General features: G+C 72.0%; 12 protein-coding genes. 9 read left to right on the forward strand and 3 right to left on the reverse strand.

Translation table 11 applies throughout. The features are described from left to right. Positions 1 to 417: 417 nt before the first annotated feature. The 6 genes from hpnC (at position 418) to ispH (ending at position 9,270) form a co-directional block, all read left to right on the forward strand. Positions 418 to 1,491, forward strand: coding sequence for a squalene synthase HpnC (gene hpnC / locus FRANCCI3_RS04120; protein WP_011435272.1), 1,074 nt, complete (start codon positions 418 to 420; stop codon positions 1,489 to 1,491). Further along, a complete protein-coding gene (gene hpnD, locus FRANCCI3_RS04125; RefSeq protein WP_011435273.1) occupies positions 1,488 to 2,402 on the forward strand; it encodes a presqualene diphosphate synthase HpnD in 915 nt (304 codons plus the stop codon). The genes hpnC and hpnD overlap by 4 nt, the downstream gene beginning before the upstream one ends. Continuing rightward, positions 2,399 to 4,108, forward strand: coding sequence for a hydroxysqualene dehydroxylase HpnE (gene hpnE / locus FRANCCI3_RS04130; RefSeq protein ID WP_011435274.1), 1,710 nt, complete (start codon positions 2,399 to 2,401; stop codon positions 4,106 to 4,108). The genes hpnD and hpnE overlap by 4 nt, the downstream gene beginning before the upstream one ends. After that, positions 4,105 to 5,121, forward strand: coding sequence for a polyprenyl synthetase family protein (locus FRANCCI3_RS04135; RefSeq protein ID WP_011435275.1), 1,017 nt, complete (start codon positions 4,105 to 4,107; stop codon positions 5,119 to 5,121). The genes hpnE and FRANCCI3_RS04135 overlap by 4 nt, the downstream gene beginning before the upstream one ends. A gap of 100 nt (positions 5,122 to 5,221) precedes the next feature. After that, positions 5,222 to 7,447: a terpene cyclase/mutase family protein gene (locus FRANCCI3_RS04140; RefSeq protein WP_011435276.1), complete on the forward strand. Its 2,226-nt coding sequence runs from the start codon at positions 5,222 to 5,224 to the stop codon at positions 7,445 to 7,447. Beyond that, positions 7,444 to 9,270, forward strand: coding sequence for a 4-hydroxy-3-methylbut-2-enyl diphosphate reductase (gene ispH, locus FRANCCI3_RS04145; RefSeq protein WP_023841192.1), 1,827 nt, complete (start codon positions 7,444 to 7,446; stop codon positions 9,268 to 9,270). The genes FRANCCI3_RS04140 and ispH overlap by 4 nt, the downstream gene beginning before the upstream one ends. Positions 9,271 to 9,356: 86 nt before the next feature. Here ispH and FRANCCI3_RS04150 read toward each other — a convergent pair whose 3' ends face one another. Beyond that, positions 9,357 to 9,722, reverse strand: coding sequence for a winged helix-turn-helix transcriptional regulator (locus FRANCCI3_RS04150; protein ID WP_011435278.1), 366 nt, complete (start codon positions 9,720 to 9,722; stop codon positions 9,357 to 9,359). A gap of 59 nt (positions 9,723 to 9,781) precedes the next feature. On the opposite strand from FRANCCI3_RS04150, the gene FRANCCI3_RS04155 reads away from it, so the two are divergent. Next, on the forward strand, positions 9,782 to 10,357 hold the full coding sequence (locus FRANCCI3_RS04155) for a PaaI family thioesterase (RefSeq protein ID WP_011435279.1): 576 nt from the start codon (positions 9,782 to 9,784) through the stop codon (positions 10,355 to 10,357). Positions 10,358 to 10,670: 313 nt separating this feature from the next. After that, positions 10,671 to 11,675, forward strand: a complete 1,005-nt coding sequence (hpnH, locus tag FRANCCI3_RS04160) for an adenosyl-hopene transferase HpnH (protein ID WP_011435280.1) — start codon at positions 10,671 to 10,673, stop codon at positions 11,673 to 11,675. Positions 11,676 to 11,869: 194 nt separating this feature from the next. Here the strand turns inward: hpnH and FRANCCI3_RS04165 are convergent, their stop codons facing one another. Next, the gene (locus FRANCCI3_RS04165; protein ID WP_011435281.1) at positions 11,870 to 12,547 is read right to left on the reverse strand and encodes a TetR/AcrR family transcriptional regulator; all 678 of its coding nucleotides are present in this window, start codon (positions 12,545 to 12,547) and stop codon (positions 11,870 to 11,872) included. Positions 12,548 to 13,013: 466 nt separating this feature from the next. Here FRANCCI3_RS04165 and FRANCCI3_RS04170 point away from each other — a divergent pair, with 466 nt between their 5' ends. Further along, positions 13,014 to 14,486 (forward strand): glycosyltransferase, encoded by a 1,473-nt coding sequence (locus FRANCCI3_RS04170; RefSeq protein WP_235462964.1) that lies wholly within the window; start codon positions 13,014 to 13,016, stop codon positions 14,484 to 14,486. A gap of 279 nt (positions 14,487 to 14,765) precedes the next feature. On the opposite strand, the gene FRANCCI3_RS04175 is transcribed toward FRANCCI3_RS04170, so the two are convergent. Next, positions 14,766 to 15,725, reverse strand: coding sequence for an urease accessory protein UreD (locus FRANCCI3_RS04175; protein WP_011435283.1), 960 nt, complete (start codon positions 15,723 to 15,725; stop codon positions 14,766 to 14,768). Between the last annotated feature and the right edge of the window lie 142 nt (positions 15,726 to 15,867).

Here is a 15,867-nt window from a genome sequence, read left to right on the forward strand (position 1 = left end):
CGCTTCCGGCTCTCCGACCGGCCCTGGGGGTGAGCGACACCGACGATGAGAGTGCCGCGGCCGACGGGCGGCCACCGGCCGCAGGCCGCCCAGGTGGTGCCGCCGGAGCATCATTCCGCCCACGGACCTGTGAGGACCAACCGAAGGGGGCCGGCCAGGCGGAGCTCATCCCGATACCGGCCCAGGGCCGGCCCATCTCCCGTACCGGCCCGCGCTGATCGTGCCCATGACCACCCGGTGCGATCCGCATCCTGATCGCCTCGGCGAGACCCGGGCAGCCACCCCCACCGCGGAGCCTTCCGAAGAGCCTTCCGAACCCGGGCTCTGCGGGTACGTCCGCGCCGGTCGTGGCATCCGGGGATGCGGGATCCGACCCGACCGCGTCCGTAGTGCAGACCGCCATCGAAGGAGAGGCGTATGACAGCCATCGACGCCCGAACCAGCCCATCACGCACGCCTGCCCAGCCGGCCGCGACGGGCCTGGCAACTCCCGCCGAGCAGCTGCTGCGCGCCGCCCCGGCGGAGAACTTCCCGGTCTCGCCGTTCGTTCTGCCCGCGGCGGTTCGTTTCCACTTCAACGCGTTGTACGCCTTCAGCCGGCTCGTCGACAACCTCGGCGACGAGGCGGCCGGCGACCGGCTCGCCCTGCTCGACCGGTTGTCGGCGGACCTCGAGGTGATCTGGACAGGTGGGCAGCCGGAGCTGCCGGTCCTGCGCCTGCTCGCGCGGACCGTGCGGGACTGTGACCTGCCCGCCGAACCGTTCCAGCGCCTCGTCGAGGCCAACCGGCAGGACCAGCGGGTCACCCGTTACGAGACCTTCGACGACCTGGTCCGCTACTGCACGCTCTCGGCCGATCCGATCGGACGGATGGTGCTGGGCGTCTTCGGGCTGGCGACCCCCGACCGGGTCGTGCTGTCGGACCGGGTGTGCACCGCCTTGCAGCTCGCCGAGCACTGGCAGGACGTGGCCGAGGACCTCGCCGCCGGCCGGATCTACCTGCCGCTGGAGGATCTGGACACCTTCGGGGTGACCGAGGCCGATCTGCGGGCTTCCGTCGCGAGTCCGGCCGTGCGCCATCTGATGGCCTTCGAGGTCGCTCGGGCCCGTACGGTGATCGACCAGGGCGCTCCCCTGGTGTCGATGGTGCCCGGGCGGCTGCGGCTGGCCCTGGCCGGTTTCGTGGGCGGGGGCCGGGCGGCGTTGGACGCGATCCGGCGCGCCGACTACGACGTGCTCGGTGGGCCACCGAAGGCGACGAAGCCACGGGTCGCCGAGTTCGCGCTGGCGGCGCTGGCCCGGTCGCTGGCTCCCGGAGCGTCGGCGGTGGCGCACACGGCGGCCGCCGTCGCCACCGCGACCAGCGCGGCCGGGGCCTGGCCGGGTTCCGGTTCCGGTTCCACAGCCCACGGCGGCACCGCCGCGACGAGTACCCAGGCCGGCGTCCCCGCAGCACAGTCCGTTCTTCCGGAGATGGGTGAGGTTCGATGAGTACCGCGGCGCAGTTCCCCGCGGGCCGGCCGACCGTGGCGGAGGCGTATGCCGCCTGCGAGGCCGTGACCAAGGAGGCGGCACGCAACTTCTCCTACGGCATTCGCCTGCTGCCGGCCGAGAAGCGGGGGGCGCTGAGCGCCGTCTACGCGCTCGCCCGCCGCCTCGACGACATCGGCGACGGCGATCTTCCCGAGGAGGCGAAGTTCGCCGGGCTGGCGCAGGTCCGCGCGGAGGTCGAGGAGCTGGGGACGAACAGCTCCGATGATCCGGTCTTCGTCGCCCTCGCCGACGCCGCCCGCCGGTTCCCGATCCCGTTGGAGGCGTTCATCGAACTCGCCGACGGGGTCGAGAGTGACGTGCGCGGCACCACCTACGACACGTTCGACGATCTCGTCGGCTACTGCCGCCTGGTCGCCGGGACGATCGGGCGTCTCTCGCTCGGCATCTTTGGCAGCGAGCGGGCCACCTCCCACCGCGACGCCTCGGGGGTCGCGGACGCCCTCGGGGTCGCACTCCAGCAGACGAACATCCTCCGGGACGTGCGCGAGGACCTGCTCGGCGGCCGGATCTACCTGCCGCGCCAGGAGCTGAAGGCCGCCGGCGTCGAACTCGAGGTGGACGCGACCGGTCGCCTCGGCGGCCCCCCCGACGCGCTCATCGCGTACCTGCGGACGTCGGCGCAGCGAGCGGAGGAGTGGTATGGGCGTGGGCTCGTCCTGCTCGACCTGCTCGACCGGCGCAGCGCGGCCTGTTGTGGGGCGATGGCCGGCATCTACCTGCGGCTCAACCGGCGGATCAAGACCGATCCGTCCGCGGTGCTCGATCGTCGGCTGGCGCTGCCCGGCTGGGAGAAGGCGGTCGTCGCCGCCCGCAGCCTCGCGGGGCGGCCCGAGATGAGGGCGGCATGACCACGGGTGCCGGTGCGGACGTCGCGCCGGCATGGGGGACGCGGCCCGCCGGGCGGACGGACGAACGCCCGCATCTCGCCGTCGTCGGCGGCGGGCTCGCGGGCATGGCCGCGGCGCTGCTGGCCGTGGACAGCGGGGCCCGCGTGACCCTGCTGGAGGCACGTCCCCGCCTCGGCGGGGCGACGACGTCGTTCCGGCGCGGGCAGCTGTGGATCGACACCGGCCAGCACGTGTTCATGCGGTGCTGCACGGCCTACCGTGGGCTGCTGCAGCGACTCGGCGTCGAACACCTGACCACCCTGCAGTCCCGGCTGGACGTGCCGGTGCTGCTCGGCGACTCGTTGACCCGGACCCGGCTGCGCCGGACGAGGGTCCCGCTGCCGGCGCCACTGCACCTGGCCCCGGCGTTGCTGGGGTACCAGGCGCTGCCGATCGCCGAACGGCTGCGGGCCGGGCTCGCGGCGTTTCAGCTCGGGCGGCTCGACCAGCGCTCCCCGGCGGTGGACGAGCAGTCGTTCGGCACCTGGTTGTCCACCCACGGCCAGGGCCCCGCGGCGACGAAGGCGTTGTGGGAACTGCTGACGGTCGCGACGCTGAACGTGCCCGCCGCCGACGCCTCCCTCGGCCTCGCAGCCAAGGTCGTGCGGACCGGTCTGCTGGAGGGCGCCGCCGCCGGGGACCTCGGCTGGGCCGAGGTCCCCCTGTCCCGACTGCACGGCGACGCGGCGATGGAGACGCTCACCGCGGCCGGCGCCGACGTGCGCACCGGGGTGAAGGTCCGGTCCATCACCGCCGCGGGCAGCGGATGGGAACTGGCCGTCACCGCGGGCGGGACCGGTCGCGGCGCGGCGGTGCCCGGCACCGACGACCGCGGCGTGCTGCGGGCGGACGCGGTCGTGCTCGCGGTGCCGCCGCCCGCCGCCGCGTCCCTTCTGCCAGCCGGCGCCGAACCCGAGGCGGCCCGGCTGCGTGAGCTCGGCGACTCGCCGATCATCAACGTGCACATGATCTATCCTCGACCGGTGATCGACGGCCCGTTCCTGGCCGTGGTCGACTCGCCCATTCAATGGATCTTCGATCGCACGGTCTCCTCCGGGCTCGCCGCTGCCGGCCCGCCCGGTGCCCAGTACCTGGCGCTGTCGCAGTCCGCGGCGGAGCCATGGGTCGATCGTCCGGCGAACGAGCTGCGGACCCTGTTCGTCGAGGAGATGGCCCGGCTGTTCCCGGCCGCGCGGGCGGCCGGGCCACTGGAGGTTTTCGTCACTCGGGAACGTACGGCGACCTTCCGGCAGGTGCCCGGTTCGCTCGCGTTGCGTCCGGGCGCGTCGACCGGCCTGACCGGCTTCGCCCTGGCCGGAACCTGGACCGACACCGGATGGCCGGCGACCATGGAGTCGGCCGTGCGTAGCGGACTCACTGCTGTCCGTGAGAACCTGGCCGGTATGGGGGTCGACGTCAACGAGCCACGCGGGCCGGGCCCGCAGGCCCGAAGGACGGACGGACGGCTCCCCGAGCAGGTGGGTGAGTCGGTACCGGTAGGCACTGAATCGGTGAGCGCACCGGGCGGCGGCGCCACGGCCGCGCAGGTGCGGGATCCACAGGATCCACGAGGGGACAACGCGGTTCCCGCCGGATCGGCGGCGGTCGTCCGGCCGCTTCCGTCCGGCCAGCCAAGGCACACATCCACAGGGGGATTCCCGGTATGACCATGACGGTTCCGGATGCGATCGAGCGTGGGCGGACCCTCACCGTGCCTGCCTTGCGCGCCACGGTGGATCGGCTCCACCCACGACTTCGTCACGTCGTCGCCTACCACCGCGGCTGGGTCGACGCCGAGGGCGCGCCACTGTCCGGCGGCGGGGGCAAGCTGGTACGCCCGGCGCTGGCGCTGCTGTCGGCGCAGGCCGCCGGCGCCCCGGCGGAGACCGGGCTGCCGGCAGCGGTCGCCGTCGAGCTGGTGCACGACTTCTCGCTGCTGCACGACGATCTTATGGACGGCGACACCGAGCGCCGCCACCGGCCCACGGCCTGGACGATCTTCGGTGCCGACGGCGCGATCCTCGCCGGGGACGCGCTGCTCGGCCTCGCGACCCAGGTCCTGCTGGAGGTCGAGGGGGAGCCCGGCCGTCGTGCGGCGCTGATCCTGGGCGCGGGCGTCCAGGACCTCGTCCGTGGCCAGGCCGAGGACCTGATGTTCGAGAAACGGTCGGACGTCAGCGTCGCCGAGACGCTGCACATGGAGGACGGCAAGACCGGCGCGCTGCTGGCCTGCTCGGCCTCCCTCGGCGCCGTGCTCGCCGGGGCCGGTGACGACATGGTCAACGCCCTCGCCGAGTACGGCTCCCGGCTCGGCACCGCGTTCCAGCTCATCGACGACCTGCTTGGTATCTGGGGTGATCCCTCGGTGACCGGCAAGCCGGTGTTGTCGGACCTGCGTTCCCGCAAGAAGTCGGTGCCGGTCGTGGTGGCCCTGGAGGCCGGCGGAGCCGCGGCCGAGGAGCTGCGGGCGTTCCTCACCGGCACCGGGGAGTCCACCGAGGCGGAGCTGACGCACATCGCGGACCTGATCGAGCGGGCCGGCGGGCGGGACTGGACCACCGCCGAGGCCGACGGCCAGCTGAAGGCCTGCGAGAACGTGCTCCGCTCGCTGTCGATGCCCGCCGAGATCGAGGCGGAACTGCTGGCCCTCGCGCGCTTCGTGACCGAACGAGACCGCTGAGGAGACGACGGGTGAGTGCAGTCGCCGTTCCCGCCCGGCCCGGCGATCAGCACGTTGATCGTCTTCATGACCATCGCATGTACGACGAGGGGAGTCGTCGATGAGCCTGACCTCGGACCCGTCCCCGGCTGCTCCAAAGGCCGCGAAGAGCTCGAAGCGCGTTAACATTCCCGCGCCCGCCACGCCCGACGCTTACGGGATCTCCCGGTCCTCGCCACCGCTGTCCGGCGGTGGTGTGTCCGGCGGTGGTGTGTCCGGCGGTGGCGCGGCGACCGCCGACGGCACCCCGCCCACGACGCAGACCTCGGTCGATCCGGACCTGGCCGCGGCGATGACCGCGGCCAACCAGGCTCGGGACCACCTCCTCGGGCTGCAGTCCGAGGAGGGCTGGTGGAAGGGCGACCTCGAGACGAACGTCACGATCGACGCCGAACACCTGTTCATGAAGCAGTTCCTCGGCATCCGCACCGAGGAGGAGACCGAGCCGATCGCCCGGTGGGTGCGGTCCCAGCAACTCGCGGACGGCGGCTGGGCCACGTACTACGGCGGACCGGCCGAGCTGTCCACCACGGTCGAGGCGTACATCGCCCTGCGTCTGGCCGGTGACGAGCCCGACGCCCCGCACATGGCGGCGGCGGCCGCGCTCATCCGCTCCCAGGGCGGGGTGGCGGCCGCCCGGGTGTTCACCCGCATCTGGCTGGCGACCTTCGGCGAGTGGTCCTGGGACGACGTGCCCGTCCTGCCGCCGGAACTGATCTTCCTGCCGTCCTGGTTCCCGCTGAACGTCTACGACTTCGGCTGTTGGGCCCGCCAGACGATCGTCGCGTTGACGATCGTCGGGTCGCTCCGGCCCGTGCGCGACCTCGGCTTCAGCATCGACGAGATCAAGGTCGCGGCACCCGTGACGCCGCCGAAGCCGGCCCCGCTGCACAGCTGGGAAGGCGCCTTCGAGCGGTTGGACGCGATCCTGCACCGCTATGAGCGCCGGCCGATCAAGGTGCTGCGCACCCTGGCGCTGCGCCGGGCCACCGAGTGGGTCGTCGCCCGCCAGGAGGCCGACGGGTGCTGGGGGGGCATCCAGCCGCCGTGGATCTACTCCGTCATGGCGCTGCATCTCATGGGATACCCCCTCAACCACCCGGTGATCGCCACGGCGTTCCGGGGAATGGAACGCTACATCATCCGGCGCGAGACCCCGGAGGGGCCGACCGCCCAGATCGAGGCATGCCAGTCGCCGGTCTGGGACACCGCGCTCGCGGTGGTCGCGCTCTCGGACGCCGGCGTCCCCGCCGACCATCCCGCGATGGTGCGGGCCGGCCGCTGGCTGGTCGACGAAGAGGTCAGGGTGGCCGGGGACTGGGCGGTCCGCCGTCCGGCGCTCGCCCCTGGCGGCTGGGCGTTCGAGTTCGACAACGACTTCTACCCGGATACCGACGACACCGCCGAGGTCGTGTTGGCGCTGCGTCGCCTGCTCGGTGGCAGCCATGTCACCCCGGGTGGCACCGTCACCCCGAGTGGCAGCGTCACCCCGGGCGGCACCGCCGAGCTCTCGCCGGCCGCGCGTGACCGCGCCTCCCGCGGCCTCGCGGCGGTCGACCCGCAGCTGGCCGGGGCGATGCGCGCGGCCGCGGCCCGTGGGGTCGACTGGAGCGTCGGCATGCGGTCGTCGGACGGGGCCTGGGGTGCCTTCGACGCCGACAACGTGCGGACGCTGACAGCGAAGATCCCGTTCTGCGACTTCGGCGAGGTTGTCGACCCGCCGTCGGCGGACGTCACCGCCCACATCGTGGAGATGCTGGCCGACCTCGGCCGTTCCGACCACCCGATCACCCGGCGGGCGGTGCAATGGCTGCTGGACAACCAGGAACCGGGCGGCTCCTGGTTCGGCCGGTGGGGGATCAACCACGTCTACGGCACCGGCGCCGTGGTTCCGGCGCTGATCGCCGCCGGCGTTCCCGCCGACCACCCGGCGATCACAGCCGCGGTGCGCTGGCTGCTGGAGCACCAGTCGCCCGACGGTGGATGGGGTGAGGACCCACGCTCCTACGACGATCCGGCCTGGATCGGTCGGGGTGAGCTCACCGCCTCGCAGACCGCCTGGGCCCTGCTCGCGCTGCTGGCTGTCGACCCGCACAGCAAGGCCGTCAAACGGGGAGTGCGCTGGCTGTGCGAGACCCAGCGGCCGGATGGGACCTGGGACGAGCCCCAGTTCACCGGAACCGGTTTCCCCGGTGACTTCTACCTCAACTACCACCTGTACCGGCTGGTCTTCCCGCTGACCGCGCTCGGTCGGTACGTGACCCTCACCGGGGTGGCCACGCCATGAACATCTTCGCATCCGCGGCCGGCGGCGACGGGAACGCCGGGGGCGCAGGGGACGTCGGGGACGGCGCGTCCGCCGGGGACGGCGCGTCCGCCGCCACGACGAGCGCGGCTCAGAGGGCCGTCGCCGCGGCCGCGGGTGCCGGGATCAGGACCGTTCCGGCCTCCCCCACCGAGATCCCGGCGCAGGAGTCGTCGTCGCCGTCCCTGCCGTCGGCCGCGCTCCCGGCGTCGGTCCACCGGCCGGCCGCGGCGGTCGTCCCGGAGCAGGAGCCAACCCCCGTGCGCGGTCGGGCGCGGCTGGTCGTCGCGGCGGCCCTGCGGGTCGAGGCAATGGCCGCCGGTCGGTCGGGCCTCAGCGCGGACACCGTCATCGTGCGCACCGGCATGGGTCCGGAACGGGCGCGCAAGGCCGCCCGGCTGGTGCGCGACACAGGCCCGGACGCCGTCGCCCTCGTCGGTCTCTCCGGGGGACTGGCGGCCGGGATCGAGCCCGGTGACGTCGTCGTGGCCAGCGAGATCCGCAACGCCGACGGCACCGTCGCCGGCCGTTGCGCGGCCGCGCCCCTGCTGGCCGGCGACCTGCGCCGGCTCGGGCTCACCGTGCACGTCGGCCCGATCGTCACCGTGCCGCGGCTCGTCGGCGGCACGGCCCGCGCGGAACTCGCCGCGACCGGGGCCCTTGCCGTCGACATGGAGTCCGCGGAGCTGGCGGCGGGAGTCGGCGACGTGCCGTTCGCCGCCGTCCGCGTCATCGTCGACACGGCGGCGCAGCCGCTGGGACGTATCGACCTGGCCCGCCGCGGAATCCGTGGTCTGCGCACGATGCGTCCGCTCGGGCGCCCCATCGAGGCGTGGGCCGCCGCGGTCGGCCGTCGCCAGGTTCTGCTCGCCGAGCCGCGGGCGTTCTGCGCCGGCGTCGAACGGGCGATCGAGGTCGTCGAGCGCGCCCTGGAGATCTACGGCGCGCCGGTCTACGTCCGTAAGCAGATCGTGCACAACGCCCACGTGGTAGCCGACCTGGCCAGCCGTGGAGCGATCTTCGTCGAGGAGCTCGACGAGGTGCCCGGCGGCTCGACGGTCGTCTTCTCCGCGCACGGAGTGGCCCCGGCCGTCTGGGACCAGGCGGGCGAGCGCGGCCTGTCCGTTATCGACGCCACCTGTCCGCTGGTGGAGAAGGTGCACACCGAGGCCCGCCGGTTCACCGCCCGCGGGGACACCGTGCTGCTCATCGGCCATTCCGGCCACGAGGAGGTGGACGGAACCCTCGGCGAGGCGCCCGGCCGCATCACGCTGGTCGAGTCCTCGGCCGACGTCGGCTCCCTCGACGTTCCCGATCCCGAGCGCGTTACCTACCTCATGCAGACCACGCTGGCCCTGGACGAGGCCGCGGAGGTCGTCGACGCGTTGACGGAGCGGTTCCCGGCGATCGTCGGGCCGGGCTCCACCGATATCTGCTACGCGACCTCGAACCGGCAGAACGCGGTCCGCAAGGTTGCCGAGGAGGCCCAGCTCGTCCTCGTCGTCGGCTCGGCCAACAGCGCGAACTCCGTGCGGCTCGTCGAGGTGAGCAGGCGCGACGGCGTCGAGGCGCATCTGGTCGGGGACGTCGGGGACGTGCATCTGTCCTGGCTTGCCGGCGTGGACACGATCGGCATCTCGGCCGGCGCCTCGGCCCCGCCGTCCCTCGTCAACGAGCTCCTGACCGCGTTGTCGGGTCTCGGCGCGACGGACGTCTCGGTGCGTTCCGTCGGCACCGAGACGCTCGCCTTCCACCTGCCCAAGGAACTGCGCCGACCGGCCCCGGCGCCCGTTCCAGGGCCATAGTGCGCCCGGCTCCCGGGCGGTCCCGAGGTGCGGCCCGGCGAGGGCGAAGCCGGTGGCGTCGCCCGGGCGACACGGTGGGGTTCGGTTCAGCCGGATGCGGCGCCGCGATCGGCCGCGGGCGGCCGGGTCGGTGCGGCGTGCCGCTCACCCCACCGGCGCAGGGCCAGCAGGACCGGTGCCAGGTCCCGGCCGGAGGACGTCAGCCGGTACTCGTGCCGGGACCGGGCGCCCGCCTCCTGGTACGGCTGACGCTCCAGCACCCCCGCGCGCTCCAGCGCCCGCAGCCGCTCGACCAGCACGGCTCGGGGCGCCCCGGTGCCGGCCCGGATGCCCTCGAAGCGGTGGACCCCCAGCGTGATCTCCCGGATGACCAGCAGGGACCAGCGCTCACCCACGACCTCCAGCGTCCGCGCGATCGGACAGGCCCGCGGGCCGTCGGACGATTCCTGCATCGGTGCATCCTATCGATACTGGGTACGTATCCTGAATGCAGCCAGTCTAGGCTGCGGGCATGACCACGACTGAGCCCGAATCCGCGCGGCCCGAATCCGCCTCAGGCCACCCGCACGACCCGGCTGCCTGGGGCGAGCCGCGGAGCAAGACGATCACCTGGCACGACCCGCTGCCGGTCGCCGCGGCGGCGGCGTCGCTGAGCGGGTTGGAGTTCCTGTCCGCGATGCGTGACGGGCGCATTCCGCCGCCCCCGATCTCCCGCCTGTTCGACTTCCGGCCGGTCGAGGTCGCGCCGGGAGACGTTGTCTTCACCTGTCTGCCGGACGAGTCGGCCTACAACCCGATCGGCCTCGTCCACGGTGGCCTGGTCTGCACGATCCTGGACACCGCGACTGCCTGCGCGGTGCACTCCACGCTGGCGGCCGCGGTGGCGTATACCTCCATCGAGATCAAGGTTAATTACCTGCGGCCGGTACGCGTCGTCGTCGGCCGGCCGAGCCGGCTCACCGCGCACGGCTGGGTGACCAGGCCGGGACGGCGGGTGGCTTTCGCTGAGGGAGACGTCCGGGATGACCAGGGCAAGGTCGTGGCCACCGCCAGCAGCACCTGTCTGATCATGGGTGAGACGGCCTGATCCCATGGCCTGATCCCATGGCCTGATTCCGCGGCCTGGCCGGAGACCCGACCCGACGCTCGGCCGGGCCGGATGCGACCACGGGCACGTCGTCGGGCTGCTGGCCCGACATCGTCCGTGGACTGTCCCGAACCCGTGTCCGCGCTGTCCCGGCCTTGTCTTCCCGGTGTCCGCAACTCGGCGGGGTCGGCTAACGGACACCCTTGTGGGGCAGTTCATCGGACGATCCACATGCAGTCTGTACGTACACGCTGTATGGTCAATGCAGAGATCATCGCTCATCCACTGGTGACCTAACGAGAGGGGGCCAGCCGTGGCGGTCGAGTGGCGGTACCAGCTCCGGATTGGGACCTACCTGGCGAAGCAGAAGCTGCTTCGTCGCAAGCACTTCCCGCTCGTACTGGAGCTGGAGCCGCTGTTTGCCTGCAACCTGTCCTGCACTGGATGTGGCAAGATCCAGCATCCGGCGTCCGTGCTCAAGCAGCGGATGAGCGTCGACGACGCCTTGGCCGCGGTGGAGGAATGCGGTGCTCCGGTGGTCGCGATCGCGGGCGGCGAGCCGCTGATGCACCCGCAGATCCACGAGATCGTGAACCAGCTGGTCAAGCGCAAGAAGTTCGTGATCCTCTGCACGAACGGGCTGCTGCTCCAGAAGAAGCTCAAGAACTTCACCCCGTCGCCGTACTTCACCTTCGTCCTGCACATCGACGGTCTGCGTGAGCGGCACGACGCGGTGGTGGAGAAGGAGGGCACGTTCGACGAGTGCGTCCGTGCCTTCCACGCGGCGAAGGCCGCGGGCTTCCGGGTCGGGTCCAACTCGACGTTCTTCAACAACGACAGCCCGCAGGACGTCATCGACATCCTGACGTTCCTCAACGACGACCTCAAGGTCGACCAGATCCAGCTCTCACCCGGCTATGCCTACGAGAAGGCGCCCGACCAGGAGCACTTCCTGGGGGTCCAGGAGACCCGCGAGATGTTCTCGAAGGTCTTCGCGGACGGCCGGCGCAAGAAGTTCCGGCTCAACCACTCGCCGGTCTTCCTGGACTTCCTGGAGGGTAAGAGGGAGCTCAGCTGCACCGCGTGGGGCATCCCGAGCTACTCGCTCTTCGGCTGGCAGAAGCCCTGCTACCTGATGAGTGACGGGTACGTCTCGTCCTACAAGGAGCTCGTCGAGACCACCGACTGGGACGCCTACGGTCGTGGCAAGGACCCGCGGTGCGCGAACTGCATGGCGCACTGCGGCTATGAGACCTCCGCGGTGCTGGCCACCATGGGTTCCCTCAAGGAGTCCATCCGAGCGGCCCGCAGCGTCTGAGCTGGCTCATCGTGGTCTGAGCCGGCTCACGGCGCCACCGTCACCGTCAGGTGACGTCGTCCGGCCGGCAGGTCGCCGCCCCGACCGGGTTCACCCGGTCGGGGCGGTCGTCGTCTGTGCCGCCCCGCCTCGCGTCGGCGGGAGCAGGGCCGGCGGGAGCAGGGTTTCGCTGGCGTTGACGACGCCAGCCGGCCTTAGCCGGCGGTCCCGCGGGAGCCGGCGCCGCCGTCGGCACTGACCGGCGGCTGCTCGGCGAGATCGCCACCGCGGCCGAGCCCGCGCAGCAGCCGGTCGAGCACGGTGCCGACCTCGAGGCGGGCGGTGTCCGGGTCCGCGGCGCCGGCGGTGTAGATGCTCGCCTCCGACAGCAGGGCGGCGACCAGCCTGGTCAGCGGGACCACTGGCAGCGGGTCGATGCGGTCCTCGGCCATCGCGCGCTCCAGCCACTCCGAGAGCAGCCGGTAGCCGTGCTTCTCAACGAGCGCATCCCAGGCGTCGTTGCCCAGCACGGCCGGACCGTCGACGAGGACAATGCGCTGGAAGTCGCTGTCCGCGGTGGAGATGTCGAGCAGGGACTGGAACCCGGACCGGAGCTGCGTCCAGGCGTCGCTGGGAAGCTCCGCGTCCCGGGCAAGTTCACCGGCGACGAGCTGTTCGGCCACCTCCGTCGCGACCTGTTCCATCACGGTGCGAAACAGTGCGGCCTTGTCGCGGAAGTGGTGATAAAGCGCGCCGCGGGTGACCTGCGCGTCGGCGACGATCTCCTCGGTGCCGGTGGAGGCGAACCCCTGTTCGGCGAACCGACGGCGGGCGGCGGAGATCAGGGCCTGACGGGTGTCAGCCGTCTGCTCGGTACGACGGCTTCGTGTCACCCCTTGATTATGGTGTAGCCGAGGCCGTTGTACCCACTACCGTCCCGGCACGAGCGGGCCTGGTCGTGACGAAGCTGCTCCGATGCACCCGCAACCGCCGACGGACGCCGATCCGTGGCTGTTGCCTCGCCCCCTGGTCGCGCCCTCGCCAGCCGTTCGTCGCGCATCGCCGATCACTTTTCGTTTTCAACTGGTTGCAGCCGGGTATCTCCGATCACCCCTGTCGATCATGAGGTTACGGGAGGTGCTCATTGTTGCCGCGGGGCGTGGTGGGCACCATCGTCGATGCTCATGTCGGCTACCCCGCCGCCGGCCGGAGGCCTGGGATTTCATGGTGGCGCGGCAGGAGAGTTTCGGGGGGGAGATCTCCATACCGGCTCGGCCAGACCGGGACGGAAGCCTTGTAACCCCGCATTACCCGGGGCGCCCGCACGCCCTTGAGGGGCCCGTGGCAGTATCACTTTCTGTGACAGTGCTGCTGTGGGTCGCCGTTGCCTCTCTGCTCGCCTGGCTCTACCTGACCGTCGGCCATGGGTTCTTCTGGCGGACCGATCAGCGCCTGCCATCCCGGCAGGCGCCGACCGCTTGGCCCAGTGTGGCGATCGTCGTGCCGGCTCGGGACGAGGCCGACGTGCTTCCCGTGACGCTTCCGACGCTGCTTGCCCAGGACTATCCCGGTCCTGTCCAGCTGATCCTGGTGGACGACGGTTCCACCGACGGGACCACGGAGGTTGCCCGGGACCTGGCGGAACAGGCCGCCACGCGTGGTGAGACCAACGTGACGCCGGCCATGACCACATCCACCGAACCCCCCACTGGCTGGACCGGGAAGCTGTGGGCGCTGCGGCGGGGCATCGAGTGCGCTGGCGACGTCGACTTCCTGCTCCTCACCGACGCGGACATCTCCCACCGCCCGGGATCGCTGACCGCGCTCGTCGAGTCGGCGACCTCCCAGAAGCTGGACATGGTGTCGCAGATGGCCGTGCTACGGGTGCAGACCGGCTGGGAGCGTCTGATCGTCCCGGCCTTCGTGCACTTCTTCGCGATGCTGTACCCGTTCCGGTGGTCGAACCGGCCGGGTTCGCGGGTGGCCGCCGCGGCCGGCGGATGCTCCCTGATCCGCCGGGAGGCCCTTGCGGCGGCCGGTGGACTGGCGGAGGTGCGCGGCGCCGTCATCGACGACGTGGCGATCGCGCGGATCATCAAGCGCTCGGGCGGGCGGACGTGGCTCGGACTCGCCGAGCAGGTCCACAGCCAGCGCCCGTATCCGCGGCTCGCGGATCTGTGGAAGATGGTGTCCCGCAGCGCCTATGCGCAGTTGCGGCACTCCCCGTCGCTGCTGGTCGGGACCGTGTTGGGACTGAGCCTGGTCTTCGTCATCCCAGTGGTCGCGACCATCGTGGGCATCGTGACCGGCGACGTCGCCACGGCTCTCGTCGGTGGGATCGCTTGGTTGATCATGACTGTCACCTATCTGCCGATGACCCGCTACTATTGTCAGCCGCTGCCGCTGGCCCTGCTGCTCCCCGGAGTGGCCGTGCTGTACCTCGCGATGACGGTGGACTCGGCGCGGCTCAAGCGGGCCGGGCGGGGAGCGGCCTGGAAGGGACGTACCTACCAGGATCACGGTGCCCCGGCCGCCGCCCCCGAGTATCCGAACGGCCCGGGTGAACGGCGTGAGGGTTCGGTGGCCGGGCCGCCCGACTCCGGCGGCTCATCGGCCTCCGCCGGCGGCTCATCGGCTTTGCCATCCGCCTCGTCCACGGTGCCCGCAACACCCCTGGTAATGGCGACATCCTCGGCGGTCCCCGCGCCGGCCGTGGCGCCGGCTTCCCCCACGCCTACGTCCATACCGACGCCCACTCCCACGCGGTGGCCCGCATCGTCATCGGCCTCGCCGCCGGTCCGGGGCGGATCGACCGATCAGCCCCGGACCTAGCCGGTGGTCCCGAGCTAGGACGGGGTGCCGTGGCCGAGTCGGTAGAGGGCGGTGGCTAGGAACGCTCCGTCGCGTGAGTGAGTCATCCATCCCGGCCGGGACAGTCGAACAGGACCGGCTGGCGGTCGGCCTCACCATCCGCGACAGGCAGATCGTCGCCCTGCTGGGTCGGCCTCCGGCTTGGACCGCGACAGTAACCGCCGGGCCCGCGCCGGACAGGCGGTCGCGCTGTTCTATCGGCTCTACGGCACCGCACCCGCGCCTGACTGCCCGTCCGAGTCAGACCGTGGCAGGAGCCGGCCCTTGTTCCAGACGACGTCGGAGAGTAACCGCATTCTCGGCAAGGGCGGAGATGAGATAACCCGGACCAGCCAGGGGAAGCAGCGCCACCCCGTCCGCGACGGCCGCTTGCGCGCCGGATTCCGCCCTCTTTGCCGGCACGGACTCCCGCCGGGCTGCCGGAGAGCCCACCGGATCGGGCCCCGCGACGAGGAGCGACCCGAGGGCACGAGCCGAGCCGAGGAGGGCTGGTCCGGTCAGGCCAGGTATCTCGGGACCGAGGACGAGATCCTGGCGCAGCAGGGGGGTCGGTTCGGATGGCGGATCCACCTCCGCATGGGCGTCCATGTCCACCCGCAGGGTGCTACGTATCGATCCGGTCGTCTCCCCGAATCGGCCCAGCACGATCTCCTCGCGCAGCCGTAGCCAGGCCGTGGTCGCCAAGTGCACATCGGTCACCAGGAGATGGTCCGAGCCCCGCGCCGCGACGGTCGGCTCCGGCGCGAAGTCCAGCGCGCCACCCGGGGCCACCCGTGCCGACACGGTGAAGCGGGACGGCCCGGGCCCGTGACCGGGCAGGGCCACCGTCGCGGCCACCGAACGCACCACCAGGCGCACCCCGCTGCCGACGGAGATGTCGAGTCCCAGATCATCACCCGCCAGCGGTCCGGCGGTCGCGTTGACCAGGTGAACCGTCGCGGTCGGCAGCGCGTCCGCGGATAGCGCGGGCACCGTAGACGGGGCCCTGGTCCGACCAGGGGATGCTCCGGTCTGGCGCAGGACGATCGGCACGTCGGAGCGCAACTCGATGAGCCTCGCCGTGCCGTCCGGAGCCGATTCGACCCGGATGACGGCCCGTGCCCGTACGGCCGTGCGGCCCGTTCGGGCGGCCGTGACGAGGGGGCCCTCCGGCCCGGCCGCGACCCCGCCCAGGATGACCCCCCGTCTCATGGCTGCCATGGTGCCAGCCGGGGGCGACGGGATCGGCCGGCGCCCGCGGGTCCACCCGGCGCCGCGCGATCGCGATCGGCCGAGTAGCCGACCATGCGAGTAGCCGACGGGCCGGGTCTGGGACCGATGACGACGAGTCGGCGGGCACCGG

The organism is Frankia casuarinae (assembly GCF_000013345.1).
Lineage (GTDB): Bacteria > Actinomycetota > Actinomycetes > Frankiales > Frankiaceae > Frankia > Frankia casuarinae.

Bases quoted from the DNA above. Each gene is read 5' to 3' on its own strand.
- hpnC (WP_011435272.1), top strand. From the start codon at position 418: ATGACAGCCATCGACGCCCGAACCAGCCCATCACGCACGCCTGCCCAG.
- hpnD (WP_011435273.1), top strand. From the start codon at position 1,488: ATGAGTACCGCGGCGCAGTTCCCCGCGGGCCGGCCGACCGTGGCGGAG.
- hpnE (WP_011435274.1), top strand. From the start codon at position 2,399: ATGACCACGGGTGCCGGTGCGGACGTCGCGCCGGCATGGGGGACGCGG.
- FRANCCI3_RS04135 (WP_011435275.1), top strand. From the start codon at position 4,105: ATGACCATGACGGTTCCGGATGCGATCGAGCGTGGGCGGACCCTCACC.
- FRANCCI3_RS04140 (WP_011435276.1), top strand. From the start codon at position 5,222: ATGAGCCTGACCTCGGACCCGTCCCCGGCTGCTCCAAAGGCCGCGAAG.
- ispH (WP_023841192.1), top strand. From the start codon at position 7,444: ATGAACATCTTCGCATCCGCGGCCGGCGGCGACGGGAACGCCGGGGGC.
- FRANCCI3_RS04150 (WP_011435278.1), bottom strand. From the start codon at position 9,722: ATGCAGGAATCGTCCGACGGCCCGCGGGCCTGTCCGATCGCGCGGACG.
- FRANCCI3_RS04155 (WP_011435279.1), top strand. From the start codon at position 9,782: ATGACCACGACTGAGCCCGAATCCGCGCGGCCCGAATCCGCCTCAGGC.
- FRANCCI3_RS04175 (WP_011435283.1), bottom strand. From the start codon at position 15,725: ATGGCAGCCATGAGACGGGGGGTCATCCTGGGCGGGGTCGCGGCCGGG.